Below are 26,386 nucleotides of genomic sequence, written 5' to 3'. Positions count from 1 at the left end.
ACCTCCGCCGGATGTCCGGAGTTACGGAGCGTTCTTCGGCGTGGCACACGCGACCTCCGGAGTTACCGACACCACCCGCAGGGCATTCGGGCGGGACGATCACACTCCCTGAGCAGTACAGCTAACGCTTCGCCTTCGCCGGCTCCTTCTGCGGCTCCGTGGCGGACGCCGCCGACTCAGCCCCGCCCACCGGCGGCACAGCCAGCTCCCCCGGCGCGGCGAACTCGCGCTGGACACCCTCCGGCTCGCCCAGCGTGATCGGGGTCGAGTGGATGTGGATGCGCGCACGCGCGGCCGAGGCCGGGGCGAGCGGGCGGCGGGCGATCGGTCGGGTGGGCTCGCCGCGTCGGTCCTGGCCCGGAAGCGGGCGCGACCGTCGGCCGTAGATCAGCGACGACGAGTCGAGCAGCCATGGCACGAGCGCGACCGTGACGCCGTGGCACAGCATGAGCTGCTTGCTCAGCCGGCGTGCACGGTGGTTGTGCAGGAGCGACTCCCACCAGTGGCCGACGATGTACTGCGGGAGGTAGACCGTCACGACCTCGGAGCCGTGCTCCTCGCGGCGGTGCTTGAGGTACTTGATGAGCGGCACGCCGAACTCGCGGTACGGCGACTCGATGATCGTGAGCGGCACGTGGATGTTCTGCTCGATCCACTGGCGCTGAAGCTTCTGGGTCGCCTCCTCGTCGATGGAGACGTGCACCGCCTCGATCGAGTCGTGCCGGGCGGCGATCGCATAGTCGAGCGCCTTGAGGGCGGGCTTCTGCATCTTGCCGATCAGCACGACGGCGTGGTCGCCGACGCTGCCGAAGGTCGTGGTCGGGTCGACCTCGATCTCCTTCTCGACGTCGCGGTAGTAGCGGTTCACGCCGAGCATGAGGAACCAGAGGATCGGCATGAAGATGAACACGAGGTACGCGCCGTGGGTGAACTTCGTGATCGTGACGACGATCAGAACGATGAACGTCAGCGTCGCGCCGAAGGCGTTGATGCAGAGCGAGCGCACGATGCTGCTGCGCTCGCGCGAGCCGATGGTCGCAGCGCCGTCCTTTCCGCTTCCCCGCAGCAGCGTGATCCAGTGCTTCACCATGCCGGACTGGCCGAGGGTGAACGATACGAAGACGCCGATGATGTACAGCTGGATCAGCTGCGTGAGGTTCGCCTGGTAGACGAGCAGCAGGATCGTCGCGGCCAGCGCCAGCAGGATCATGCCGTTGGAGTAGACGAGGCGGTCGCCGCGGGTGTTGAGGGCCTTCGGCGCGTAGGAGTCGCGCGCGAGCACCGACCCGAGAAGGGGGAAGCCGTTGAACGCGGTGTTCGCGGCGAGGAGCAGCACGACCGCGGTCGCCGCCTGCACGATGAAGAAGAAGATCGTGTTGTTGCCGAACGTCGCCGCCGCGATCTGCGCGATGAGCGAGCGCTGCGGGGAGGTCGCGCACTGCGCCCAGCCCTGGAGGTCGCACGGGTTCTCGGCGTAGTGCACGCCGCTGATCAGCGCCGTGGCGGTCAGGCCGGCGAAGAGCACGATCGCGATGCCGCCCATCAGGCCGAGCGTGGTGCGGGCGTTGCGGATCTTGGGGGTGCGGAACGCCGGCACCCCGTTGGCCACGGCCTCCACACCGGTCAGCGCGGAACAGCCGCTGGAGAACGCGCGAAGCAGAAGCAGCACCACGCCCGCCTGCGCGATGTTCGCGGCGTGCACCGAGTACGCCGCCGACTCGGCGACCGGCGGGTTGCCGAGCGCCGTACGGACGAGCGCGGTGGCGATCATCACGAAGATGCTGCCGATGAAGATGTAGGTCGGGAGGGCGAACGCCTTGCTCGACTCGCGCACACCGCGCAGGTTGACCGCCGCGAGGACGATCACGCAGATCACCGCGAGCTCGACGCGCCAGGGGGAGAGGAACGGCAGAGCGGAGATGATGTTGTCGACTCCGGAGGCGACCGACACCGCCACCGTCAGCACGTAGTCGACCAGCAGGGCGGAGGCGACGACCAGTCCGGCCTTCTCACCGAGGTTCTTGTGCGCCACCTCGTAGTCGCCGCCGCCGGACGGGTAGGCCTTGACCAGCTGCCGGTAGCTCAGCACCACGGTGATGAGCAGGATGACGACCGCCGCGGCCACCCACGGGGCGAACGAGAGGAACGCCAGGCCGCCGAGCAGCAGGATCATCAGGAGTTCCTGCGGAGCGTAGGCGACGCTGGAGAGTGCGTCGGAGGCGAAGATCGGTAGCGCGAGGTGCTTCGGGAGTAGCTGTCCTTCGAGTTTCTCGCTCGGAAGCGGGTCGCCGATCAACCACCGCTTCGGGGATCTCCCCTCATTTGTCACGAGGGTCGAGAATACTCGCTGCCAAAACACTGTCAAGTCGGCGCGTTGCGTCGTCACCAGGATGTGATTCTGGCAACACTTGATCCGCTCCCCGAGAGGGGCCCGTTGCCGCGGAATCTCGCGGGAGGCGGGTCGTCATCGGCCTCACTGGGAGTGAGATGAGCATGGCCTGAGACTTTCTGGCGTTCGTTCGGAAACCCGGTCTCACCGGCGAGTTAACCCCGGCCGATCGCCTCTGCGATCGTCCGCCGCACGCGCGTGAGCTCCTCCTTGAGGAGCGGCACCACGTTCGCCGGGAGTGCGCCGCGAGCGGCCTGGGAACGCAGGTCGGTGCGCAGCTGCTGTCGGAAGTCGTTGATCGCGACCTCGGCCTCCCGAGCTGCTGCGTTGGCCGCCGCACGGGCGTCGCGAGTCGCATCACGAGCCTCCTGTCGCGGGTCGACCCGCGTCGCGTCGCGCTTGGCCTCCCGAGCGGCCGACGCCAGCTCGGCGCGCAGTGTGCGCATCGCGTCGTTCACGCCGGCGCGCACCTCGTCGGCCAGCCGGCGCACGGAGTCGGTGACCTCGTCCTCGATCGCGTCGAGCTCGTGCTCGCGCGCCGCGAGCTCGGCGCGGCCGGCTTCGGTGATGGAGTAGACCGTCTTGCGGCCGTCGGTCGTCTTGGTGACGAGCCCCTCCTCCTCCAGCTTGGCCAGCCGCGGGTAGATCGTGCCGGCGCTGGGCACATAGGTGCCGCCGAAGCGGTCGCTGAGCGCCTGGATCAGCTCGTAGCCGTGGCGCGGCTCCTCCGCGAGAAGGCTCAACAGGTAGAGGCGGAGGCTGCCGTGCGCGAAGACCGCGGGGGTCACGCCGACGCCTCCTTCTCGCTGATGGAGCGGAGCACCGACACAGCGCCAGAAACCGAGTTGACCGAGATGTCGACCCAGTAGCCGTCGAGGCTGCCGGTGGTGGCGGTGTAGCCCTTGCCCGCGGAGCCGACGACCATGACGTTGTCGAGCTGCACGCGGCCCGAGACCGTGTTGGCGCGGTACCGGGCGCCGAGAGCCTCCGGGATGCGGATGGTCGTGTCGCCCGAGACGGTGTTCACCTGGATCTCGTCGGGAGTGCCCGAGATGTCGACCATGATGTCGGCGGAGACGCCGTCGGCGCTGAACCGCGGGATGGATCCGGTGGCCGTGATGTCGCCGGAGACCGTGTGCGCGCTGATGCGGCCGGTGTGGCCGCGCGCGGACAGCTCCCCACTGACCGAGTTGAGCTCGAGGTCACCGACCAGTCCGTCGATGACGATGTCGCCGGAGACGGTGCTGAGGCGCGCGTCGGTCTTCAGCCCGGAGATCAGGGCGCCAGCGGAGACGACCCCGAACTTGAGAGCGACGTCACGCGGCACCAGCACGCTGACGTCGGCGCGGGCGCTCGACTTCATCGACTTGAAGACCTCGATGAAGTTGTCCCATCGCAACTGCGGGTGGTCGATCTCGAGGCGGTCGCCGTCGACCGAGACCTTGAGGTCGCGGCCGGAGACCGAGTGGACCTCCACCCGCGCGCCCGGTTCGTCGTGCCCGATGATGTCGACCTGGCCGCCGAGCAGCCCGACCTTGAGGGAGCGGACGAGCTCCACGTCGATCGTGCGGCTCTCGCCCGGCTGGATCAGCCACTTCTCTTGTGCCATGGTTCTCGCGCTCCTTGCGTCGTTTCGTGCAGTGAGGCTCCGGCGGAGCCCTCGGTGACTCGCGATATATCGCGATGTTGACGTATTCACGATATATCGCGAGTTGGAGGAGCGCAAGCGCTTCGCCCGAATCTCAGGGTCGGCTCAGGGACATCCCCGACCCGCCGTGCTCAGCGGCGCAGCCAGGGGTGAAGGAGGCGGGTCACGAACGGGAGGAGGAAGTAGGTCATCGTCGGCGTCAGGCAGAGCGTGGTGATGAGCACGGTCGCCAGGGGCCAGAGCTGGTGCCAGCCGGGCACGAGATAGAAGGTGATGTAGGTGAAAGCGAGCGACAGCGGGAAGAACCCCAGCCATATGGTCACCGCCTGCTTCCAGCGCGGTGGAGCGGCCGGGACACCGGGCTGCGGCTCGTCGAACCAGCCCTCGATGCCGGTGCGGCGCTCCACGCGCGACACCTCCACGAGCTCGCGGCCCTCGTAGAGCCACTCGGCGCGGGCGTCGGAGGCCTCCCACGCGTCGAGCGACGACTCGTCCGCGAAGCGGTACAGCATGTGCCACTCGCGGGAATCGGCTCGCGCCCGCACCCATCCGGAACCGAGGAAGCCTTCGTAGGTGTTCGCGAGGTTGACGCCGTCCTGCACCCAGTGGGTCACCTCCGCGAGGCGGCCGGGATCGACGCGGCGGGTGATGGAGACGGTGACGGGGATGCGGTGCGCCTGGCTCGGGGTGTGTGCTTGTGGCCCGGAGCGGGTCGGCTCAGTGAGGTGCGGCTCTTGTGGAGTCATGCCTCCATTGTCGCCGGTGCGGGTTACGCGGGCGTTTCGCGGTGGGAGGAGTAAACGGAGGAGATCCGGCGTCGAGGGCGGCCTGAAAGCGGCCAACGGAGGAGATCGGCGAGGATCGGGGTTGGATATCCTCCGTTCGCGACGCGGTGCCCGGGCGACACCCGTCAGCGGGGGCCGATCAGCGAGCCGCCCTCGCGCACGACCAGGTGTGGTGCGACCAGCCGGTGGCGCGGGTCGTCGACGCCCGCTTCGGGCCGGACGCGGCCGCCGTGCGCACCGGTCAGGAGGTCCAGCACGCCGGCGGCGACGGCGTCGAGCGGCTGCCGCACGCTCGAGAAGCCGAGGGAGGCGGCGACCGGGGTGTCGTCGTACCCGATCACGGGAACCCGGCCGCCGGTCGCGGTGAGCGCGCCGAGCGCGAGCGAGTCGGAGGCGCACACGACAGCCTCGACCTCCACTCGGTCGGCCAGCCGGCGCATCGCGGCCGCGCCGAAGGTGACGCCGTCCTGCGCCGTCTCCTCGAGCGCCACGAGAGTCGCCTCGTCGACCGCGCGTGCCGCCGTCATCGCCTCCAGCCAGCCGGCCCGGCGGTCGTCACCGGTGCCCGATCCCTCGGGCCAGCCCAGGTAGCCGATGCGCGTCAGCCCGAGGTCGAGGAAGTGCCGCGTCGCGTCACGGAGGCCTGCGCGCCCGTCCACGTCCACCCACAGGTGCAGCGGGTCGGTCATGTCGTCGATGCCCCAGGGCCGGCCGAAGGTCACAAACGGCTGGCCGTGCTCGATGAGCCACTCGGTCCTCGGGTCGCCGTGGAACGTGGAGGTCAGTACGAATGCGTCGACATCCGCGCCCTCCGAGAGCCGGCGGAACTGCTCGATCTCGTCCTCCGGGCCGGCAGCCGTGAACAGCAGCACCCGGAGGCCCTTGCGGTCGGCCTGCTCGGTGAGGGCGTGCAGGAACCGATCGAGCACGCTGCCCGAGATGCCGTCCTGGGTCAGCGGGTCGAGCCGGATCCCGATGGTCGAGCTCTTCTGCGTGCGCAGGCGGCGGGCGGAGGCGTGTGGACGGTAGCCGAGCGAGCGGATGGCGGCCTCGACGCGCTCACGGGTCTCCGGTCGCACGATCTCCGGGGTGTTCAGCACATTGGAGACGGTCTGGCGCGAGACACCGGCGACATCGGCGACGTCGCTGACCGTCGGCAGTGCGCCCATGCTGCTCCCTCCCCGACGCGCTCCCGCTGCCCTGAGAACGCTGTCTCAGACCCTACAGCCGTGCCGTCGTGCTCGTCCGCTGCCGCGCTTGACACCTCCCGAAGGCCGTGCGTATGGTGACAACGTTCCCGTTTGATCGTTCAAAGTGCACTGTAGCATCGACGAATTTGATCGTTCAAACGAGCGACCTCCACGCCCCGACCGCGTGGGCCCGTCTCTTCGGGCACACTCACACCAAGGAGAGAAACACATGCGCAGAATCACATCCCGCTGGCTCGCGGGCGGCGCCGTCGCCGCCGCAGCCGCCCTCGCCCTCACCGCCTGCGGCTCCGGCTTCAGCGGAGGCAGCGGAAGCAGCGACACCGGAAAGCTCACATCCTCGAACAAGGCGCTGACGGTCATGATCGGCTCGTCCGGCGACGCCGAGACCGCCGCCGTCAAGTCCGCCGTGAGCGACTGGTCGAACAGCTCGGGCACCAAGGCCAGCGTGGTGGCGGCCAGCGATCTGAACCAGCAGCTCTCGCAGGGGTTCGCGGCGAAGAAGCCGGCCGACGTGTTCTACCTCTCGACCGACGCTCTCGCCGGCTACGCCTCCAACGGCTCGCTGCTCGCGTACGGCGACCAGCTCTCCAACAAGGGCGACTTCTACCCCAGCCTCGTCAAGTCGTTCACGTACGACGGCAAGTTCTACTGCGCGCCGAAGGACTTCTCCACCCTGCAGCTCATCATCAACAAGGACATGTGGAGCGCGGCCGGCCTGACCGACAGCGACATCCCCAAGACCTGGGACCAGCTGGAGGCCGTCTCCAAGAAGCTGACCGCGAACGGCCACGTGGGTCTCGGCATCTCGGGCGAGTACGCCCGCGTCGGGTCCTTCATGGTTCAGGCGGGCGGCAACCTCATGAACGACGACAGCACCAAGGCGACCGCGAACAGCGACGCGAACGTCAAGGCGCTCGACTTCGTCAAGCAGATGCTCACCGCGGGCGACCTCAAGTACGCCAAGGACCTCGGCGCGGGCTGGGGCGGTGAGGCGTTCGGCAAGGGCCTGGCCGCGATGACAATCGAGGGCAACTGGATCACCGGCGCCATGAAGTCGGACTACCCGAGCATCAAGTACCAGGTCGCCGAACTGCCGACCGGCCCGGCCGGCGCGGGCACCCTCCAGTTCACCAACTGCTGGGGCATCGCCGCCGACAGCCCGAACCAGGCCGCCGCGCTCAAGCTCGTCGAGAAGCTGACCAGCAAGGACGACCAGCTCGCCTTCTCCAAGGCCTTCGGTCCGATGCCGTCGATCAAGTCGGCCGCGTCGGAGTGGAAGTCGGCCAACCCCGACCTCGTCCCGTTCCTGTCCGCCGCGGACTACGCCAAGGGCGTCCCGACCGCCAAGGGTTCCGCCGACGTCGTGACCGACCTCAACAGCAAGCTCGAGACGCTGGCGACGAGCGATCCCAAGACGATCCTCGACGCCACGCAGAAGAACCTCGAAGCGCTGCTGAAGTAAGGACCGCAGCCACCATGTCGCAAGCCACGAGTCGGTCTCGCCGTTCCGGAATCCGGCGCGGCGAGGCCGCCTCGGGGTGGTTGTTCACCGCCCCGGTCATCCTGCTCCTCGGCGTCTTCCTGGTCATCCCGGTGCTCATGGCGCTGTGGGTCAGCTTCTCCGACTGGGGCGGGCGGGGCAGCCCCTTCTCCTCCGACGTGAACTTCGTCGGGCTCAAGAACTACTCGACCCTGCTCGCCGGCGGCGGGCTCGCCGAGCAGGACTTCGGGATGTCGTTGAAGAACAACGCCTGGTACGTCGTGCTGGTCGTCCCCATCCAGACCGCCGTCTCGCTCTTCCTCGCCGTGCTCGTCAACCGGGCCATCCTCCGCGGCCGCGGCTTCTTCCGCACCGCCTTCTACTTCCCTTCGGTGACCAGCTCCGTCGCGATCACCGTGCTCTGGCTGTTCCTGTTCAGCACCTCCGGAGCCGTCAACCAGGTGCTCGCCTGGTTCGGTGTCAACGGCCCCAACTGGTTCAACGACCCGAACGGGATCATCCACAACTTCCTCGGCCTCTTCGGCGTCACCACCGGCCCGGCGGCACTCACGCAGAACACGCTGCTCGGCGTCTCCTGGTGGGACTGGCTGGGCGGCCCGTCCGTCGCCATGACCGCATACATCGTCATGGCCGTGTTCACCACGAGCGGCACGTTCATGCTGCTCTTCATCGCGGCCCTCCAGAACCTCGGAGGCGACATCACCGAAGCCGCGATGATGGACGGCGCCAACGGCTGGCAGCGGTTCTGGCGGATCACCCTCCCGCAGCTGCGGCCCACGCTGTTCACCGTGCTGACGCTGGGTCTCATCGGCTGCTGGCAGGTCTTCGACCAGATCTACACCGGCAGCAAGGGCGCGCCGAGCAAGACGACGCTGACGCCGGCCTACCTCTCGTACCAGACCTCGTTCGGCAACCAGGAGTGGGGCCAGGGCGCGGCGATCGCGTTCATCCTCTTCGTCATCATCGTGCTGTTCACGATCTTCCAGCGCTGGGTGCTGCGCGAGCGGAAGGTGTCCAAGCGGCGGATGCGGCCCTACGAGGCCGTCGCCCTCGCCTCCGCCCTCCCCGGCAATTCGTCCGGCTCCGCCTCGAAGGGAGGCCTGTGATGAGCACCACCGCACTGATCCCTGAGGCCGTATCGCCGCGACAGTCGTCATCGCACCCGGCCTCCCCGCGTCCAGCTGGACGTCGGCGGCGGTCGACCGGGAGCATCGTCGGAACCTCGATCACCTACGCGGTCCTCATCGTGCTCGCCGTCGTCTACATCATGCCGTTCCTCATCCAGGTCTTGACCTCGTTCAAGACCGACGCGGACGCGACGGCGAACCCGGTCTCCCTCATCCCCCAGGTGTGGACCACGGCCGCGTACACGAAGCTGTTCCTCAACTCGGACTTCCCGATCTGGTTCATGAACTCCGCGATCGTCACCGTGTTCGTGACGCTCGGCCGGGTGTTCTTCGACTCGCTCGCCGGTTACGCCCTGGCTCGCCTGCACTTCCGTGGCCGCAGCTTCGTCTTCGCGGCCCTGGTGGCCGTCATGTCGGTGCCGATGGTCGTACTGCTCATCCCGAAGTTCCTCGTGATCAACCAGCTCGGGATGTACGACTCGTACACCGGCATGATCCTGCCGCTGCTCACCGACGCGGCCGGCGTGTTCATCATGAAGGGGTTCTTCGAGGCGATCCCGGCCAGCGTGGAGGAGCAGGCCCGGATCGACGGCGCCGGGACCTTCCGGGTGTTCTGGTCGATCGTGCTGCCGATGGCACGGCCGGCGCTCATCACGATCATCATCCTGTCGTTCCAGGGCTCGTGGAACGAGCTGGCCCACTTCATCATCTCGACGCAGGACCCGGCGCTCACGACCCTCACGAAGGGCGTCGCCGGTCTCGCGAGCGGCCAGCTCAGCCAGGGCAGTCAGTACCCGCTCAAGCTCGCGGCGGCGGCCATCATGACCATCCCGGTCGCGGTGCTGTTCTTCGTCTTCCAGCGCCGGATCATGAACTCCAGCGAGGGGGCGGTGAAGGAGTGACAGCGATCGCACCCACGATCCTCGCCACCTGCGGCGGGCTGGTCGCAGGCGACTGGACCGACTCCCTCTACGGGCCACTCCTCCACCACGCCATCGAGCTGGCGCAGGTCGGCGACCGACGGCCGCGCGTCACCCACATCAACACCGCGGGCGGCGACCAGCGGCACGTGGAGGGCGCGGAGCTGGAGGCGGCCCGCTCGGTCGGCGTCGACGCCAGCCACGTGCGGTTCTTCCCGCACCCGAACATCCCGGACCTCCGTTCGCACGTGCTGTCGCAGGACGTCGTGTGGGTCAGCGGCGGCAGCCTCCTGAACCTGTTGGCGGTCTGGCGGGCGCACGGGCTGGACGAAATCCTGACCGAGGCCTGGCAGCGCGGAGTCGTGCTGGCCGGCGGCTCGGCGGGCGGGCTCTCCTGGCACGAGGGCGGCACCACGGCCTCCCGCGGCCCGGAGATCTCGGCGCTCGGCGACGGGCTCGGCCTCGTGCCCGGCTCGCTGGCGGTGCACTACGACTCGGATCCGAGGCGACGGCCCGCGCACCAGACGGCGGTCGCCTCCGGGGAGCTGCCGGACGGCTACGCCCTCGAGGAGGGCACCGGGCTGGTCTACCAGGGCACCACCCTCGTCGACGTCGTCGCCGAGCGCGACGGTGCCACCGTCTGGCGCGTGACGCGCGACGCCTCCTCCGCCCACGAGACCCGCATCACCCCACGAGTCCTCGCCCCCACGAACCATCCGTCCCAACACGCCGTCACGACCCCCGCCGACACGGCGCGTCGGGACGAATCGTTTCCAATCACCACCACGATCGAGGAGGCGCGAACGCCACGATGACCCAGCCGCTCCAACCCCTGCTGCACGACAGCGTCGTTCTGCTCACCGCGCCCAGCCAAGCCTGGTCCGCTGCGGACGGCACGATCGACGGCAACGGGATCCACGGGTTCTACCACTCCGACCTGCGCGTGCTCGACCGCGTCCTCCTGACCATCGGGGGAGACCAGCCCGAGCACATCGCGACGGCGGGACCCGACGCGGCGACGGCGGTCTTCACCGCGCTGGCCCGGCGCATCGACGACGCGGGGGCGGACCCGCGCGTCCGCGTCGACCGCACCCGCACGGTGCGCGAGGGGAGGCTGCATGAGCGCATCGAACTCCGCAACGCGCTCGGCAGCCCGATCGCGACGACCGTCACGGTGTCGGTGCGCGGCGACTTCACGCCCATGCAGACGATCAAGGCCGGGCTGAGCGGCGCCGAGCACCCGGTATCGCTCTCCGCGGTCGACGACGGTGTCGAGTTCCGGTCGGGTCAGGTCACCGCGCGGCTGACCGCCGTCGGCGCGCGGGTCGCGCTCGACGACGCGGACGTCTGGATGGACTGGGACGTCGAGGTACCGGCCCACGGTCAGGTCGCGCTGGAGTGGACGGTCGAGGTCGACGACCCGACCGCGGTCGTGGCGGGTGCGGCGCCGTCGGCCGATTGGGCCGCCTTCCGGGCGACCACTGGCGACTCCCGGCTCGCGTCGTGGCTCGACCGTGCGCTGGCCGACCTCCAGTCGCTGCGGATGTCGACCACGGCACGACCCGACGACGTGTTCCTCGCGGCGGGCGCACCGTGGTTCTTCACCCTCTTCGGGCGCGACTCGCTCTGGGCGGCGCGCATGCTGCTGCCGCTCGGAACCGACATCGCGGCCTCCACGCTGCGTGTGCTCGCGCATTTCCAGGGCGCCGAGAACGTCGCCGCGACCGCCGAGCAGCCCGGCAAGATCATGCACGAGCTGCGGCCGGCCGCGCTGACCATTCCCGGCGAGGGCGTCGTGCTGCCTCCGCTGTACTACGGCACGGTCGACGCGACGGCACTCTGGATCGGCCTCCTGCACGACGCGTGGAAATGGGGCCTGCCCGACGACGAGGTGCGTGACCTCCTCCCGGCGATGCAGGCCGCTCTGGCCTGGATGCGCGACTACGGCGACAGCGACGGCGACGGCTTCCTCGAGTACGTCGACACCACGGGGCACGGTCTCGCCAACCAGGGCTGGAAGGACTCAGGAGACTCCATCCAGTGGAAGGACGGTACGCTCGCCGACGGCCCGATCGCGCTCTGCGAGGTGCAGGGATACGCCTACGAGGCGGCGGTCGGCGGCGCCGAGCTGCTGGAGGCGTTCGGGCTGCCCGGCGCCGACGAGTGGAGGACGTGGGCCGCTGATCTGAAGGCGCGCTTCGCCGACGCCTTCTGGATCGACGACCCCGCCGGCGCTTACCCGGCCGTCGCGCTCGACGCCGCCAAGCGCAAGGTGGACACGGTGACCAGCAACATCGGCCACCTCCTGGGCACCGGCATCCTCACGCCCGAGCAGTCCGAGCTGATCGCGCGCCGGCTGGCGTCGCCCGAGCTGTCGTCCGGCTACGGCCTTCGCACCATGTCGACCGACGCGGGAGGCTACTGGCCGCTCAGCTACCACGGCGGTTCGGTCTGGGCGCACGACACGGCGATCGCCATCACCGGGCTCGCGCGCGACGGCCACGTCGCCGAGGCCGACCAGCTGGCCGATGGCCTCCTGGCCGCCGCGTCGGGCTTCGGCTATCGGATGCCCGAGCTGCACTCGGGCGACTCGGACGCCGAGACCGGGTCGCCTGTACCGTATCCCGCGGCGTGCCGGCCGCAGGCGTGGTCGGCGGCGGCAGCCGTGGCTGTGCTCGCCGCCCGGCTCGGCCTCCGCGCGGACGCCCAGGCCGGCTCGCTCGACGTGCGACCGAGTCCGGGCGCGGGCAGCATCAGCGTGAGTGGCCTCCGCTTCGCGGGCGCACCTCGCGACATCGAGGTCTGACGCGCCGCGAACCCCGCGCCCGCGCAACCCGCCCGCGCACCCGCGAGGGGCACGTAGTTGTCACTTTTTAGCCCCGAAAGCGACAACAACGTGCCCCTCGTGGGTCTCCCGCGGCGCGAGGGGCACGTAAGTGCCCGAAAGGAGCGCGGGTAGGGGCGCTTACGTGCCCCCTCGATCCCGCGCTTGCTCGACGGGGGCGCGTCAGATCTGCGCCATGATCTGGCGGGCGATCACGCGGCCGGCGCGGTTGGCGCCGATGGTGCTCGCCTGGGGCCCGTAGCCGGCCAGGAAGATCCGCGAGTCCTGCCAGGAGGCCCCGGACGCGACGGTCAGGCCTCCGGCCTTCTCGCGCAGCTTGAGCGGGGCGAGGTGCCGCAGCTCCGGCCGGAACCCCGTCGCCCAGATGATCACGTCGGCGCGCGTGGTCGACCCGTCGTCCCAGACGACCCCGTCGCGCTCGATGCGGGAGAACATCCCGCGCTCCACGAGGAGGCCGCGGTCGATGCCCGCCGCGATACGCCGAGTGCGCGGCACGCCGGTGCCGCTGACGATGCTCGGGAGGGCCTGCCCGGCACGGGCCGCGGCGTCTTGCGCGGCGACGGCCGCGACGCCGCCCTCTATCGTGAGCTCCGACTCATCGCGGAAGTCCACCGGCCTCCGCGTCGCCCAGGTCAGCTCGCCGGCCACGCCCTCCAGCTCGAGGAGGAAGCCGATCGCACTGGTGCCGCCGCCGACGACCACGACAGACTGCCCCGCGAGCTCCTCGGCCGACGCGTACGACGAGGTGTGGAGATGCCGCCCGGCGAAGTCGCCCATGCCCGGATACCACGGGATGAACGGGGCGCCCCAGGTGCCGGTCGCGTTGACGACGATGCGGGTGCGTGTCTCGCCCCGGTCGTGCGCGACGACCAGGTCGGCGCCGCGGTCGAAGATCCGCGAGACGGTGACCGGCCGCTGCACCGCGAGGCCGAAATGGTCCTCGTAGCGACGGTAGTAGCCGCCCACGATGTCCTTCGCCGGGAGGGTGCGGTCGGCGGTGTCGAAGCTGAGACCCAGCTCCGACATCCCTGGAAGGTCGTTCACGTGGTGGGCGCTGCCGAGACGCAGCGCGTCCCAGCGGTGCTGCCACGCTCCCCCGGTGCCGGGACCGCGGTCGAGGACCACGAAATCCTCGCCGGGGGTCAGCTCGAACCGGCGCAGGTAGTAGGCGACCGCGAGCCCTGCCTGCCCGGCGCCGACGATCACCACCTGGGTCTCGGTCATTCCACTGATCACGCGCTCATTCCATCATCCGACGCTGTGCGACATCTCGGGGTCCATAGGGGCCACCATGCTAAACTCGACGCTAGTTTTCACTATTTCTGTTGGATCCCCGGGTGCCATTCCCCGGGCACGACCAAAAGGGGGTCACGCATGGGGCGCGGCCGTCAAAAGGCAAAGCACACGAAGATCGCTCGCCAGTTGAAGTCGTTCAGTCCGAACGTCAACTACGACGCGCTCGAGCGCGAGCTGACCGGGCATTCCCACCACGACGACGAGCACCAGTACGACGCGTGGGCCGACTACGAGCCCGAGGGCGCCGACGAGTACGACGACGGCGACGAGGACTACGAAGACACCGAGACCGAGACGCCGAAGCGCGCCTGAACGGCGACTGCGGCGGGAGGCGACTTCATCACGAATGTCGCCCACGTCCGCTCGTATGCGTCATTCGTCATGAATGCGGCGCGCTGACCCCGCAGTCGCGCTACAGCCATCCCTGACGCGTGGCGATCGCGACGGCCTCCGAGCGGTTGCGTGCGCCCGTCTTGCCGATCGCGTTCGACAGGTGGTTGCGCACGGTGCCGTCGCTGAGGTGCAGTCGCCGGGCGATGTCGGTGATCGTGCCGCCCTGCCCGGCGACCGAGAGCACCTCGGCCTCACGCGCGGTCAGCGGCGAGGCCCCGGAGGCCAGCGACTCGGCGGCGAGCGCGGGGTCGACGACCCGGAGGCCCGAAGCGACCCGCCGCACGGCGTCGGCGAGCTGGCCCGACGGGGTGTCCTTCACGATGAATCCGGCGGCCCCGGCCTCCATCGCCCGGCGCAGGTAGCCGGGCCTCCCGAACGTCGTCACGATGAGCGAGCGGCACGTCGGCAGCGCGGCCTGCAGTTGCGCCGCCACCTGGATGCCGTCGAGGCCCGGCATCTCGACATCGAGCAACGCGACGTCGGCCGCAGCAGCGCGGGCCGCGTCGAGCACTTCGTCTCCGCGCCCCACCTGGGCCACGACCTCCAGGTCGGGCTCGAGGTCGAGGAGGGCGGCGAGCGCCCCGCGGACCAGCGCCTGGTCGTCGGCGAGCAGCAGGCGGATGGTCATGGCAGCCTCCGGACGGTGAGCAATGTGCCGCCGCGCGGCCCGGCCTCCACGGTGAGCTCCGCGCCCGACTCCTCCGCGCGGGCCGCGAGCCCGGCGATGCCCGAGCCGCGCACGAGGTCGCGACGGTCGGAGCCGAACGGCGCCGGTCCACGGCCGTCGTCCTCGATCCGCAGCACGTCGGGCTCGACGGTGACCCAGCAGTTGCGCGACCCGGAGTGGCGGATGACGTTGGTGACGCCCTCCCGCAGCACCCAGGCGAACAGCTCACGGAGTTCGGGGGCGACCTCCTCGCCGTTGCGCGGGAGGTGCGCCTGGATGTCCGCCGCCGCAAGCCCCGCCTGCGCCGCCGCGAGCTCGGTGGAGAGGCTCATCTCGCGATAGCCGGCGACGGCCGCGCGGAGGTCGGCGAGCGCCGACCGCGTGAGCCGCTCGATGTCGGCCAACTCGTCCTCCGCGCGGCCCGGATCGACCGGGATGAGCCGGCGGGCCAGCTCCGACTTGACCGTCACCACGGTCAGCGAGTGGCCGAGCACGTCGTGCATGTCGCGCGAGAACCGCGCCCGCTCCTCCACCACGGCGAGCCGGGCGATCTCGCCCTGGGCGTTCCGCAGCCTCCGGAGGGCGTCGATCTGACGGGCGAAGGCGCTCATCATGATGCCGATGGAGACCGTGATCAGCGCGATGAACCAGTTGTCGTCGAAGGTGCCGGTCGCCAGGAAGACGATCAGCTGCACAGCGCCGAGCGTGAGGATGATCGTCGTCGACACCCACGTGCGCGCGATCGCCATCCCGGCGACGCAGGCGACGTACACCCACGTCCACAGGGTCGCGATGCCGATGAACGGGACGAGCGTCAGCGTGAACGCGAAGTAGACGAGCACGCCGGTCAGTCGCGTGCGCTCGCCCTCCCACCAGAGCACCGGCGGGAGGGCGAGGAAGCCGACGTAGACCACCGTCAGGAGGGCGGTCGCCACGATCTTCGTGCCGAGGGCGCCGGACGGGGTCCAGAGGCCGCCCAGCACCGAGACCTGGTACAGGAGGCCGATGACCGCACCCGGGTACCAGCGGAACGCCGAGCGGTGCGTCAGCCGCGCCCACACCCCGACGGGGCGGTACTCGTCGACGTCGCTGCTGAACACGTCCCTACCCTAGCCAGCTTCGACCGCGTCAGCCGCGGGCCGCGTCGCGGCGGTAGCGCCAGACGATCAGCGCACCCAGGGCGACGGTCCAGGCCGTCAGCACCAGGGCCGGCGTGAGCGCGTCGCCGCTCTGCAGGGCGCCGAGCTGGCCGACCCGGTTCAGCCAGTACGACGGCACGGCCTGCGCCACGTTCGCCACCCAGGCGGGGAAGATCTGCAGGGGGATCCACAGGCCTCCCAGCACCGCCATGCCCATGAATACGGCCATGAACAGCGGCTGGGCGAACTCGGGCTTCGCGAACTGCCCGATCAGGATGCCGAGCAGGGCGAACGGCACGACGCCGCACCAGATGCCGAGGCAGGCGAGCAGCCAGCTCCCGATCGGCAGGTCGGGGTGGTAGAGCATCATCGACACGGTCACGATCACGACGATGCTCAACAGCGCGAGCGCGAGGGCGGCGACCAGCTTGGAGACGAGGTAGCCGGTGCCGCTGAGCGGGGTGATCCGCAGCTGCCGGTTCCAGCCCAGCGACCGCTCGGTGACGATGGTGAAGGCCTGGGACAGCGCGGCCATCATGCCGCCGTACGCCGAGACCTGGATGGTCGTCACGACGATCCACGGGAGGTGGGTGACGGCATCCACCTGGCCTTGGCCTCCGAACGTGCCGCCGAAGGCCAGCAGCATGACCAGCGGGACGGCGAGGGTGAAGATCATGGCCCGCATGTTCTTCAGCTGGCGGAGCGACTCGCGCCCCAGGTAGGCGATGCTCATTTCAGGGCTCCTTCGGACTCGGTGGAGGCTTCGGTGGAGGACTCGGTCAGGGCGAGGAAGGCCTCGTCCATGGTGTGCGCGGTGACCTCGATGTCGTGGAGGTCGTCGTGCGCGGCCAGCAGCCCGCGCAGGGTGGCGTCCGAGTCGTCGCTGACGATGGTCAGCAGGCCGGTGCGGTAGTCCACGCTGCGGACGCCCGGCAGGGCCGCGAGGGAGGCTTCGGTGTCGGCCGTCCAGGCGAAGCCTGCGGTGGCGCGGATGCGGCGGCCGGACACGACCGCCTTCACCTCGGTCGGCGTCCCGTCGGCGACGATCCGTCCGCGTGCCAGCATGACGATGCGGTCGGCGTAGGTGTCGGCCTCGTCGAGGTAGTGGGTGGCGAACACGACCGTGCGGCCCTCGGCGGTGAACTCCCGCATCGAGAGCCAGAAGGTGCGGCGCGCCTCCACGTCCATCGCCGCGGTCGGCTCATCGAGGAAGAGCAGGTCGGGGTTCGACACGACGGCGACCGCGAAGCGCGCACGCTGCATCTGGCCGCCCGAGAGCTTGGCGACCCGCTGCTTCGCGATCTCAGTGCAGCGGGCCCGTTCGAGCGCCTCGGTGACGCTGAGCGGATGCTTGTGCGCGGCGGCGACCAGGGCGACCGACTCGGCGACCGTGAGGGTCGGGAGGAGGGCGCCGCCCTGCAGCATCGCGCCGACGCGGCCGTCGCGGATCGCGCGCCGCGGGTCGGCGCCGAAGAGCTCAGCGGTGCCGGAGGTCGGCCGGGCGAGCCCGAGGGCGAGGTCGATGGTGGTGGACTTGCCGGCGCCGTTGGGGCCGAGGAGGGCGACGACCTCGCCCGGGCGCACGGTCAGGTCGACGCCGTCGACGGCGGTCAACGACCCGAAGGCCTTGTGCAGACCGGAGAGGCGGATGGCTGGTGTCTCGTTCACGTCTCCCAGAGTGCCGGTCGGCGAACCTCCTTGCGCAGGGCCTCCGTCAGGATCTGGGGGTGACATTCGTCATGGGTCGACCCGGTCAGGAGAACGCGTCGCGCGAGCGGACCGCGCGGAACAGACCGATGACGCCGGCCACTCCTCCGGCTGTGACGAGGAGGGCGCCGAGGATCAGGAGGAGGTCCTGGCTGATCGGTTGCGCGGGGAGCGAGGCGGTCTCGGTCGGATCGGCCTCCGGGAGTGCGGACGCCGGCCCGGCTGCGTCACCGCCTCCGCTCGACGTCGCGACGGCGGCGGCAGGGGCGACCGGCACAGCCGGGAGCGACACGGTCGCGACACCCTCCGCGACGGGGATGGATGCCCGGGTCAGGACGACGAAGAACCGCGAGGAGGGCGATCCCGCCTGCCGAGAGAGGAGCGGGACCGTCGCCGTGGCGCTCGACTGGCCGTCGGCGAACGTGACGCTCCCCGTGGTCGCGACATAATCCGCTCCCGCGGACGCAGTGCCGTCGCTCGTCGCGAACGCGGCCGTCGCCGGCCCGGCCGGACTCGGGCGGGTGACGGTGACGAGGACGCTGCCGCTGCCGGCGACCACGCTGTCCGCGACGATCGTGAGCGGCCCGGAGGCCGGCGCGACAGCGACAGAGGCGGTCGCCGTCGCCGTGCGGAGCGTCGCACCGGTGGCCGGGACGAACTGCGCGGTGAGCGTGTGATCCCCGACGGCGGGTGCGGGGAGGTCGGCGCGCGCGACGCCACCCGCGGCGACGGGGACCGTGGTCGGGGCGGCGCCGTCGAACGAGAACGCGACGGTTCCGGCTTCCGGCGGCCCGAGCAGGAACCGCGAGACGACCGCCGTGACGGCGACCCGGCCTCCGTCGGCAGCGGTCGCGGGTGCGCTCAGCGTCACGGCTGTGGCGTCGGTGCACGACGGCGCCGAGGTGTCCACCGTGGCGGTGGTTCCGCCGAGGGTCCAGGTGAGAGTCGGCTCGACAGCCGCGTCGAGGGTGAGCAGCCACGCGGCGTGATGGTCGCCGGCGAGGAAAGTGGACGGCTGCCCGCGGTCGGCCGCCCCTGGCGCGAAGGCGTTGTCGCCGGAGCCCGGCGCCACCTCCAGCGCTGCTGCGGCGCTCGAGCGGTAGCCGAGAACCACCGTGCGCGAGGTGACGGCGCCGAGCGGTGCGTCCTGGACGCAGTCGACGAGGGGCGTGAGGGCGGCCGCGGGAGCGGGGGCTCCGGCCGGAGTCGCCTCCACGGGCGCCGCCGCCAGGCCGAGTGCGGCCGACACTGCGGCGACGACGACCCCGAGCGCGCATGCCACACGAATGCTGGCATGCGGAGGGGTCACAGCGGCCACTCTAGCGGGCGGGCGCAGCCGCTCGCGCCTCCACGAAGGGGTCACGCGGTCGGCTGCTCGCCGAGGGGCACGTCGTTGTCGCTTTTCGCGCGCGAAAGCGACAACAAGGTGCCCTTCGGCGCTTCGGGGGCGGCGTGGAGGCCCGGGTCAGCTCGCGTAGGAGCCGACGAGACGCACCGCGCCGCCGTCGACGCCCTTGGCGCCCTGCTCGAAGCCGGCGAGGTCGCGGGCAGCCGTCGAGACCGTTCCCACCGGCCAGGTCGGGATGCCGTCGGCCGTGATCGCCGCGGCGACCGCGCTCGCGGCCTCAGGAGCCACAACGGCGAACATGCCGATGCCGAGGTTCCAGGTGCCCTCCGACGACTCCAGCGTGCTGCCGGCGAGGTCGCTCAGCACCCGGAACACCGGTGTCGGCGACCACGTGGAGCGGTCCACCTCCACCCACGACCCGACGGGGAGCACGCGAGCGAGGTTCGCAGCGATCCCGCCGCCGGTCACATGGCTGAGGGAGTGCACCGCACCGCTCAGCGACGGCTCGCCGAGCACCCGCAGCAGCGGCGACGTGTAGAGGCGGGTGGGCTCCAGCAGGGCCTCCCCGACCACGCCGCCGAAGTCGTCCGAGCGGTCGTCGAAGCCGATGCCGCGCTGGGCCAGGATGTGCCGCACGAGCGAGAAGCCGTTCGAGTGGATACCGGACGACGCCAGCGCCAGCACGACGTCGCCGTCGCGCACGCGATCCGCGCCGAGCAGCTCGTCGGCCTCCACTGCACCGACTGCGGCGCCGGCCACGTCGTAGTCGTCGGGCCCGAGCAGACCGGGGTGCTCGGCGGTCTCGCCGCCGACGAGGGCGGTCCCCGTCGCCTCGCAGGCGCGGGCGATGCCCGCGACGATCGTAGCGATTCGCTCGGGCACGACCTTGCCGCATGCGATGTAGTCGGTCATGAACAGCGGCCGTGCGCCAACCACGACGATGTCGTCGACGACCATGCCGACGAGGTCCTGACCGATGGTGTCGTGCTTGTCGAGAGCCTGGGCGATCGCGACCTTGGTGCCGACACCGTCGGTGGAGGTCGCCAGCAGCGGACGACGGAAGTCCTTCAGCGCCGAGACATCGAACATCCCGGCGAACCCGCCGACCCCGCCGAGCACCTGCGCGCCTTGCGTGCGCGCGACCGCCGCCTTCATCAGTTCGACGGCGCGGTCGCCCGCGGCCGTGTCGACGCCGGCGGCGGCGTAGGAGGAGGACGAGGATGCGGTGGGCTCGGTCACTGCTCCATGGTATCGGGGAGCGGAGGGCCGATCCTGCCCGCTGTTCCTGTCGCCCTACTCCTGCCGACCGGGGTCGCCGAAGCTCAGCAGCCGCTCGTACTCGGCGTCGGGCCCGGGCTCGCAACCGTCGCTGGTCGCGCTCGCGCCGTCGTCTGTCGGAGCGACCGTCTCGGCCGCGGCCTCCGGACGCTCCAGGAGGTTCTTGCCCAGGTGGTGCGCGTCTGGCAGCTCGATCGGGTACACGCCCGTGAAGCACGCCGTGCAGAGACGCTCGCGCGGCTGCTCGGTCGCGGCGATCATGCCGTCCTCCGAGAGGTAGCCCAGTGAGTCGGCGCCGATGGACTGACGAACCTCGTCGACGCCCAGGCCGGTCGCGATCAGCTCGGCGCGGGAGGCGAAGTCGATGCCGTAGAAACACGGCCAGGTGATGGGCGGGCTGGAGATGCGCACGTGCACCTCGGCCGCACCGGCCTCCCGCAGCATCGACACCAGCGCGCGCTGCGTGTTGCCGCGGACGATCGAGTCGTCGACCACCACGAGGCGTTTGCCCTTGATGACCTCCTTGAGCGGGTTCAGCTTGAGCTTGATGCCGCGCTGGCGGATGGTCTGCGACGGCTGGATGAACGTGCGGCCGACGTAGGAGTTCTTGACCAGGCCCTGACCGAACGGGATGCCGGACGCCTGCGCATAGCCGATCGCCGCGGGAGTGCCGGACTCGGGCGTCGGGATGACCAGGTCGGCCTCCACCTCGTGCTCGCGGGCGAGCTGACGGCCCATCTCGACGCGCGCCTCGTAGACGCCGCGACCGGCGATCGTGGTGTCGGGGCGGGCGAGGTAGACGTACTCGAACACGCAGCCCGCGCGCTTCTCGGCCGCGAACCGCTGCGTGCGGAGGCCGTTCTCGTCGATGACGATCAGCTCGCCGGGCTCCACCTCGCGCACGAAGCTCGCGCCCACGATGTCGAGCGCCGCGGTCTCGGAGGCGACCACCCAGCCGCGCTCGAGACGGCCGAGCACCAGCGGGCGGACCCCCTGCGGGTCACGGGCCGCGTACAGCGTGTGCTCGTCCATGAAGACCAGGCAGAAGGCGCCGCGGAGCCGGGGCAGGACCTCCAGGGCGGTCGCCTCGAGCGTGTGGTCGAGGTCACCCGTGAGCAGTGCCGTGACGACGGCGGTGTCGGTCGTGTTGCCGCGGCTCAGCTCGCCGTCGAGCTGCGGGTAGCGGTCGTGCACGAGCTGCATCAGCTCGGCGGTGTTGGTCAGGTTGCCGTTGTGGCCGAGGGCGACGGTTCCGCTGGAGGTGCGGCCCAGCGTGGGCTGCGCGTTCTGCCAGCTGGAGGCGCCGGTGGTGGAGTAGCGCGTGTGACCGACGGCGATGTGCCCGGTCAGCGAGTTGAGCGCGTTCTCGTTGAAGACCTGCGAGACCAGACCCATGTCTTTGTAGATGAGGATCTTGCTGCCGTCACTGGTCGCGATGCCCGCGGACTCCTGGCCGCGGTGCTGCAGCGCGTAGAGACCGAAGTAGCTGAGCTTGGCGACCTCCTCGCCGGGCGCCCAGACCCCGAAGACACCGCAGGCGTCCTGCGGGCCCTTCTCTCCTGGCAGAAGATCATGACTCAGACGACCGTCGCCTCCGGCCACAGCGGACCCCTTTCTCGAGGGTTGTCGGGATGTTCAGCTGTCGACGGACGGGCGCTGATCGCTCGGCCGCGTGTCGCCCGGCTCGGAATCACTCGGAGAGTCGTTCTCTGAGTCGTTCTCGGAGTCGGGCAGGCGCACGTCGATTCTATCCGCCTGCACGGTGCGCGCCCGGCGGGTCGCCGCCCGGTCGATCAGGAGGGCGACGAGGGCGCCGAGGGCGACGCCGACCGTCGCGCAGATCGCCAGCAGGAAGCCGAAGACGGCGCCACGGTCGTAGGTCGGGTTCTCGGGGAACGCGTACGTCAGGATGAGCGCGATGACGGCGAAGACCACAGCGCCGGTGATCATGAACCGGAAGTACCGCGGCGAGCGCTGGACACGCACGGCCGCCTCGGTGACGGTGGCCTGCTCCTCGGCCGGCTGGTGCACCTCGGGCTGCGGCTCCTCCTCGGGCTGCGGCTCGGGTTGCGAATGGGACTCGCTCATGACCTCCATTCTCTCGCACCGTGCCTGAGCGCTCGCCCACACGGGAGGCGGCACGGGAGGCCCTCAGTAGCGCAGTGGGAGCAGCCCCTCCAGCGAGGCCCGCTGGCCGGACGCGTGCACCGAGCCGGAGGCCAGGGCGTCGTCCCAGGCCAGGCGACCGGACGCCAGGGCGAGCCACGTCGCGGCATCGGTCTCGATCACGTTCGGGGGCGTGCCCCGCGTGTGCCGCGGGCCGGGGATGCACTGCACGGCCCCGAACGGCGGCACCCGCACCTCCACCGTGTTGCCGGGCGCCCGCTCGGCGAGCAGTTGCAGGAGGTAGCGCACGGCCATGGCCGTCGTGTTGCGATCGGCGTCGTCGCCCAGCGCGGCGCGCACGGCCGCGCCGCCGTCCTCCACAGAAATCTTCGCTCTGGCCATATCCCCATCCTTCCACCGGGGGTCGGCACGTCTCGGCAGTGCCCTCTAGCATTGGTCGCGTGAAGATTCTGGTCCTCGGTTCCGGTGCCCGCGAGCACGCCATCATCACCGCGCTCCTGGCCGAGGAGGCGGGACACGCGATCGTCGCGGCGCCCGGCAACGCGGGGATCGCCGCCGACGTCGCCGTCGAGACCGGGCTCGACCCGCTCGACGGCGCGGCGGTCGCCGAGTACGTGATCGAGAACGGCGTCGAACTGGTCGTGATCGGCCCGGAGGCCCCGCTCGTCGCCGGCGTCGCCGACCCGCTGCGCACGCGCGGCATCCCCGTGTTCGGCCCCGGCCGTGCCGCCGCCCGGCTCGAAGGGTCCAAGACCTTCGCCAAGCGCATCATGGAGGAGGCCGGTGTTCCGACCGGCCGCGCAGTGCGGGCGAGCACCCTCACCGAGGCCGAGGCGGCCCTCGACGAGTACGGTGCGCCGTACGTCGTGAAAGCTGACGGCCTCGCGGCGGGAAAGGGCGTCATCGTGACCTCCGACCGTGACGCCGCCGTCGAGCACGCGCGCCACTATCTCGTGCAGGGCGGGGTGCTCGTCGAGGAGTTCCTCGACGGCCAGGAGGTGTCGCTGTTCCTCGTCAGCGACGGCCACACCGTCCTCCCGCTCAGCCCGGCACAGGACTACAAGCGCCTCCTCGACGGCGACGCCGGCCCGAACACCGGCGGTATGGGCGCGTACTCTCCACTGCCCTGGCTGCCCGAGACGTTCGTCGACCAGGTCATCGACACGATCGCCCTGCCCACGGTGCGGCAGCTCGCCGCCGAGCAGACGCCGTTCATCGGCCTCCTCTACTGCGGCCTCATCGTGACGCCGAAGGGCATCCGGGTCATCGAGTTCAACGCGCGGTTCGGCGACCCCGAGACGCAGGTCGTGCTGCCGCGGCTGCTGACACCCCTGTCGTCGCTGCTGTACGCGGCCGCGACCGGCGAGTTGGCGGGCATGCCGCGCCCGGAGTTCGCGCTCGACACCGCGGTGACGGTCGTGCTCGCGAGCGAGGGCTACCCGGAGGCTCCGCAGACCGGCCGCCCGATCGTCGGCCTCGACGAGGCGGCGCAGGTGCCCGAGGTCACGATCGCGCACGCGGCGACCGCCCTCGACCCCGAGACCGGCGCCCTGCTCGCGACCGGAGGCCGCGTGCTCTCGGTGGTCGCCCGCGGCACCTCGTTCGACGAGGCGCGCGAGCGCGCGTACGACGCCGTCGCGCGCATCCACCTCGAGGGCTCGCAGTACCGCACCGACATCGCGGCCCGCGTCGCGCGCGCCTGACCGCGGCGCACGCTCACGGTCAGTCGAGGAGGCGGGTGAGGAAGGGGTTGCGGAAGCGGCCCTCGGGGTCGAGACGGTCGGCGAGAGCGCGGAACGCGTCGAGCCGCGGGTACAAGGACGGGACGACACCGTCGACGTCGAGGAAGAGCTTGCCCCAGTGCGGGCGGGCGCCGAGCGGCAGCAGAGCGGCCTCCACCGCGGGGAGGACGGCCTCCACACCTGCCTGATCGCGCACCCAGGTGAAGTGGAGGCCGACCGCGTCGGTGCCGTAGGCGCTCGACAGCCACAGGTCGTCCGCCGCGACGGTACGGATCTCACTGATCTGCAGCAGGGGCGCGACCACCGGGGCGAGCTCGCGCACCGCGCGGATGGCCTCCACCGCTCGCGCCCGCGGCACCAGGTACTCCGACTGGATCTCCTCGCCGTTGGAGGGCGTGAACTCGAAGCGGAAGTGTGCGAGGCGCTCGTTCCACGGGCCCACGACGCCGAGCTGCTCGGTGGTGTTGCGGACGTCCATGGTGGAGATCATGTGTCGCGCCTCGGTGAGCGCAGGGGCGCCGAAGAAGTCGTCGCCGATCGTGGTCGGCGCACCGTCGAGCTCCTTGAGCCACGCGAGCGAGACGGCGTCCTCATCCCACGTCGTGAACAGCGAGACGCTGTAGGCGGCCGAGGTGACCTCGTCGAACCGGTCGAGCACGGCCTCCCACGGCACACCGGCGAAGAGCCGCTGACGCGCGTCGAAGGTCGGGCGGATATCGAGGGTGACGTCCGTCACCACGCCCAGGGCGCCGAGCGCGACAGCAGCTCCCGCGAACTCGGGGTCGCCGCGCCGGAGGCTCACCAGTTCGCCGGAGGCCGTGAGGATGCGCAGGCCCGCGACCGCGGTCGACAGGTTGCCGTTGCGGTCCCCCGACCCGTGGGTCGCGGTGGCGATCGCGCCGGCCACCGAGATGTGCGGCAGCGACGCGAGGTTGTGCAGCGCCCAGCCCGCGGTCTGGAGCTCACGGGCGAGGTCGCCGTAGCGCACGCCTCCGCCCACGGTGACCGTGCTCGCGTCGGCGTCGATGCGGATCTCGGCCGGGAGGGCGGCGGTGCTCACGAGCACGCCGTCGACGTCGGCGCCCGTGTCGGCGAGGTCGTTGAACGAGTGCCTGCTGCCGAGCGCCCGGATCTTCGGCGCCGTCGTGACGATCTCGCGCAGCTCGTCGAGGTCGGCGGGCTGCAGGATGCGCTGCGCCCGGTACTCGTAGTTTCCCGCCCAGTTCTTCTCGCTCACCACGGTCCTCCTCGCGCCGGCGCGCCGTCTGCGGCCGTGTCCGTGCGTCCCAGTCTAGGGATGTGAACGTGCACATTTCTCCTCCCGGATCGGCGCGGATTCGGTCATTGCCGGGGCCGAGTGCGCGTGTGTATCGTCTGCCGTGAAAGCGGGACCGGCCCGCAGACGGAGGCACGAGATGGCTGAATTCGAGTACGGTCCGGCGGAGTTCATCGTCGCCCAGTTCGACAACGACAGACCGTCGCCCGGGGTGGTACAGGCCATCCTCGACCTGGTCGAGAGCGGCACACTTCGGCTGCTCGACCTCCTGTTCGTCACCCGCCACGACGACGGCAGCGTCGACATCGTCGAACTGGAGGAGATCGGCGACGAGATCGGCATGGCCGGCGTCACGCTCGAAGCGAGCGGCCTCGCCGGCGACGAGGACGTCGACTCGATCGCCGAGCTGGTGGAGCCGGGGACGACCGGTGCGATCCTCGTGATCGAGCACCTCTGGGCCAAGGACCTGGCAAGCAAGTTCTTCCAGGCGGGCGGCCTGGTCGTGCACAGCGAACGCATCCCGGCGCCGGTGGTCAACGCCGTCGTCGCCGAGGACTTCGAGGCGTTCATCGAATCGGATTCCGAGCCGGACGTCCAGCCGGTCGAGAACTAGGGAGCAGACATGCCATTACGACGGATCGGACGACCGGGACTCATCGGCATGGCCGCGCGCACCGCGGTCGTGGCCGGCACCGCGACGGCGGTCTCCGGGAGCGTGCAACGCCATCAGCAGGCGAAGGCGCAGGACCAGTACGAGCAGCAGCAGTACGAGGCCCAGCAGCAGCAGATGGAAATGCAGGCGATGGCGCAGCAGGCGGCGCAGCAGCAGGCGGCGCAGCAGCAGGCGGCGATCCCCGCCGCACCCACTGCGCCCGCGGACGACATGATGACGAAACTGCAGCAGCTGGGAACGCTGCACGCGCAGGGCATCCTGTCGGACGAGGAGTTCTCGGCCGCCAAGGCCAAGCTGCTCGCCTGAGGCCGCGC

General features: G+C 70.5%; 25 protein-coding genes. 9 read left to right on the top strand and 16 right to left on the bottom strand.

Annotated features, from left to right (window positions below):
- Positions 1-121: 121 nt before the first annotated feature.
- From AC0HS0_RS09430 to AC0HS0_RS09410, 5 genes are all read right to left on the bottom strand, one after another.
- On the bottom strand, positions 122-2,296 hold the full coding sequence (locus AC0HS0_RS09430) for an APC family permease (RefSeq protein WP_472963557.1): 2,175 nt from the start codon (positions 2,294-2,296) through the stop codon (positions 122-124).
- Positions 2,297-2,544: 248 nt separating this feature from the next.
- Entirely contained in the window at positions 2,545-3,177 is a 633-nt protein-coding gene (locus AC0HS0_RS09425; protein WP_472963476.1) for a PadR family transcriptional regulator, read from the bottom strand.
- The gene (locus tag AC0HS0_RS09420; protein ID WP_472963474.1) at positions 3,174-3,998 is read right to left on the bottom strand and encodes a DUF4097 family beta strand repeat-containing protein; all 825 of its coding nucleotides are present in this window, start codon (positions 3,996-3,998) and stop codon (positions 3,174-3,176) included. The genes AC0HS0_RS09425 and AC0HS0_RS09420 overlap by 4 nt, the downstream gene beginning before the upstream one ends.
- 170 nt (positions 3,999-4,168) lie before the next feature.
- Entirely contained in the window at positions 4,169-4,783 is a 615-nt protein-coding gene (locus tag AC0HS0_RS09415) for an antibiotic biosynthesis monooxygenase (protein ID WP_472963473.1), read from the bottom strand.
- Positions 4,784-4,947: 164 nt separating this feature from the next.
- A complete protein-coding gene (locus tag AC0HS0_RS09410) occupies positions 4,948-5,991 on the bottom strand; it encodes a LacI family DNA-binding transcriptional regulator (RefSeq protein WP_472963471.1) in 1,044 nt (347 codons plus the stop codon).
- Between the two features lie 250 nt (positions 5,992-6,241).
- Between AC0HS0_RS09410 and AC0HS0_RS09405 the strand changes: the two genes are divergently transcribed.
- From AC0HS0_RS09405 to AC0HS0_RS09385, 5 genes are read left to right on the top strand one after another with little or no spacing between them, the layout of a single operon-like run.
- The gene (locus tag AC0HS0_RS09405; protein WP_472963469.1) at positions 6,242-7,495 is read left to right on the top strand and encodes a sugar ABC transporter substrate-binding protein; all 1,254 of its coding nucleotides are present in this window, start codon (positions 6,242-6,244) and stop codon (positions 7,493-7,495) included.
- Between the two features lie 14 nt (positions 7,496-7,509).
- Entirely contained in the window at positions 7,510-8,640 is a 1,131-nt protein-coding gene (locus AC0HS0_RS09400) for a carbohydrate ABC transporter permease (protein ID WP_472963468.1), read from the top strand.
- Positions 8,640-9,563 carry a carbohydrate ABC transporter permease gene (locus AC0HS0_RS09395; protein ID WP_472963466.1) on the top strand — a complete coding sequence of 308 codons (924 nt, stop codon included), beginning with the start codon at positions 8,640-8,642 and terminating at the stop codon, positions 9,561-9,563. Before AC0HS0_RS09400 ends, AC0HS0_RS09395 begins: the two co-directional genes overlap by 1 nt.
- Positions 9,560-10,396, top strand: coding sequence for a Type 1 glutamine amidotransferase-like domain-containing protein (locus AC0HS0_RS09390; protein WP_472963465.1), 837 nt, complete (start codon positions 9,560-9,562; stop codon positions 10,394-10,396). The genes AC0HS0_RS09395 and AC0HS0_RS09390 overlap by 4 nt, the downstream gene beginning before the upstream one ends.
- Positions 10,393-12,387, top strand: a complete 1,995-nt coding sequence (locus tag AC0HS0_RS09385; protein ID WP_472963462.1) for an amylo-alpha-1,6-glucosidase — start codon at positions 10,393-10,395, stop codon at positions 12,385-12,387. Before AC0HS0_RS09390 ends, AC0HS0_RS09385 begins: the two co-directional genes overlap by 4 nt.
- Positions 12,388-12,588: 201 nt before the next feature.
- Here the strand turns inward: AC0HS0_RS09385 and AC0HS0_RS09380 are convergent, their stop codons facing one another.
- Positions 12,589-13,650 (bottom strand): NAD(P)-binding domain-containing protein, encoded by a 1,062-nt coding sequence (locus tag AC0HS0_RS09380; RefSeq protein ID WP_472963460.1) that lies wholly within the window; start codon positions 13,648-13,650, stop codon positions 12,589-12,591.
- 150 nt (positions 13,651-13,800) lie between these two features.
- Here AC0HS0_RS09380 and AC0HS0_RS09375 point away from each other — a divergent pair, with 150 nt between their 5' ends.
- The gene (locus tag AC0HS0_RS09375) at positions 13,801-14,034 is read left to right on the top strand and encodes a DUF3073 domain-containing protein (protein WP_472963458.1); all 234 of its coding nucleotides are present in this window, start codon (positions 13,801-13,803) and stop codon (positions 14,032-14,034) included.
- Between the two features lie 100 nt (positions 14,035-14,134).
- Here AC0HS0_RS09375 and AC0HS0_RS09370 read toward each other — a convergent pair whose 3' ends face one another.
- The 9 genes from AC0HS0_RS09370 to AC0HS0_RS09330 form a co-directional block, all read right to left on the bottom strand.
- Positions 14,135-14,743 carry a response regulator gene (locus AC0HS0_RS09370; RefSeq protein WP_472963456.1) on the bottom strand — a complete coding sequence of 203 codons (609 nt, stop codon included), beginning with the start codon at positions 14,741-14,743 and terminating at the stop codon, positions 14,135-14,137.
- The gene (locus AC0HS0_RS09365) at positions 14,740-15,882 is read right to left on the bottom strand and encodes a sensor histidine kinase (protein WP_472963455.1); all 1,143 of its coding nucleotides are present in this window, start codon (positions 15,880-15,882) and stop codon (positions 14,740-14,742) included. The genes AC0HS0_RS09370 and AC0HS0_RS09365 overlap by 4 nt, the downstream gene beginning before the upstream one ends.
- A gap of 28 nt (positions 15,883-15,910) precedes the next feature.
- A complete protein-coding gene (locus AC0HS0_RS09360; RefSeq protein WP_472963453.1) occupies positions 15,911-16,654 on the bottom strand; it encodes an ABC transporter permease in 744 nt (247 codons plus the stop codon).
- A complete protein-coding gene (locus AC0HS0_RS09355; RefSeq protein ID WP_472963452.1) occupies positions 16,651-17,589 on the bottom strand; it encodes an ABC transporter ATP-binding protein in 939 nt (312 codons plus the stop codon). Before AC0HS0_RS09355 ends, AC0HS0_RS09360 begins: the two co-directional genes overlap by 4 nt.
- 85 nt (positions 17,590-17,674) lie before the next feature.
- Positions 17,675-18,937 carry a Calx-beta domain-containing protein gene (locus tag AC0HS0_RS09350; RefSeq protein WP_472963450.1) on the bottom strand — a complete coding sequence of 421 codons (1,263 nt, stop codon included), beginning with the start codon at positions 18,935-18,937 and terminating at the stop codon, positions 17,675-17,677.
- Positions 18,938-19,093: 156 nt separating this feature from the next.
- Positions 19,094-20,215 (bottom strand): phosphoribosylformylglycinamidine cyclo-ligase, encoded by a 1,122-nt coding sequence (purM, locus tag AC0HS0_RS09345; RefSeq protein WP_472963447.1) that lies wholly within the window; start codon positions 20,213-20,215, stop codon positions 19,094-19,096.
- A 54-nt stretch (positions 20,216-20,269) separates the two neighbouring features.
- Complete coding sequence (gene purF, locus AC0HS0_RS09340) at positions 20,270-21,856, bottom strand: amidophosphoribosyltransferase (protein ID WP_472963445.1); 1,587 nt, start codon at positions 21,854-21,856, stop codon at positions 20,270-20,272.
- A 33-nt stretch (positions 21,857-21,889) separates the two neighbouring features.
- The gene (locus tag AC0HS0_RS09335) at positions 21,890-22,342 is read right to left on the bottom strand and encodes a hypothetical protein (RefSeq protein ID WP_472963443.1); all 453 of its coding nucleotides are present in this window, start codon (positions 22,340-22,342) and stop codon (positions 21,890-21,892) included.
- A 63-nt stretch (positions 22,343-22,405) separates the two neighbouring features.
- Positions 22,406-22,762 carry a sterol carrier family protein gene (locus tag AC0HS0_RS09330; protein ID WP_472963440.1) on the bottom strand — a complete coding sequence of 119 codons (357 nt, stop codon included), beginning with the start codon at positions 22,760-22,762 and terminating at the stop codon, positions 22,406-22,408.
- Between the two features lie 59 nt (positions 22,763-22,821).
- Between AC0HS0_RS09330 and purD the strand changes: the two genes are divergently transcribed.
- A complete protein-coding gene (purD, locus tag AC0HS0_RS09325; protein WP_472963438.1) occupies positions 22,822-24,084 on the top strand; it encodes a phosphoribosylamine--glycine ligase in 1,263 nt (420 codons plus the stop codon).
- A gap of 19 nt (positions 24,085-24,103) precedes the next feature.
- Here the strand turns inward: purD and AC0HS0_RS09320 are convergent, their stop codons facing one another.
- On the bottom strand, positions 24,104-25,360 hold the full coding sequence (locus AC0HS0_RS09320; RefSeq protein ID WP_472963437.1) for an FAD-binding protein: 1,257 nt from the start codon (positions 25,358-25,360) through the stop codon (positions 24,104-24,106).
- Positions 25,361-25,538: 178 nt separating this feature from the next.
- Here AC0HS0_RS09320 and AC0HS0_RS09315 point away from each other — a divergent pair, with 178 nt between their 5' ends.
- Complete coding sequence (locus AC0HS0_RS09315) at positions 25,539-26,012, top strand: DUF6325 family protein (RefSeq protein ID WP_472963436.1); 474 nt, start codon at positions 25,539-25,541, stop codon at positions 26,010-26,012.
- A gap of 48 nt (positions 26,013-26,060) precedes the next feature.
- Positions 26,061-26,378, top strand: a complete 318-nt coding sequence (locus AC0HS0_RS09310) for an SHOCT domain-containing protein (protein WP_472963435.1) — start codon at positions 26,061-26,063, stop codon at positions 26,376-26,378.
- The last annotated feature ends 8 nt before the right edge of the window (positions 26,379-26,386 follow it).

The sequence above is a fragment of the Leifsonia sp. PARNA 1/14 genome (genome assembly GCF_055720965.1).
The sequence above is the reverse complement of the archived record's forward strand: the minus strand, read 5'-3'. Positions and strand labels throughout refer to the sequence as shown.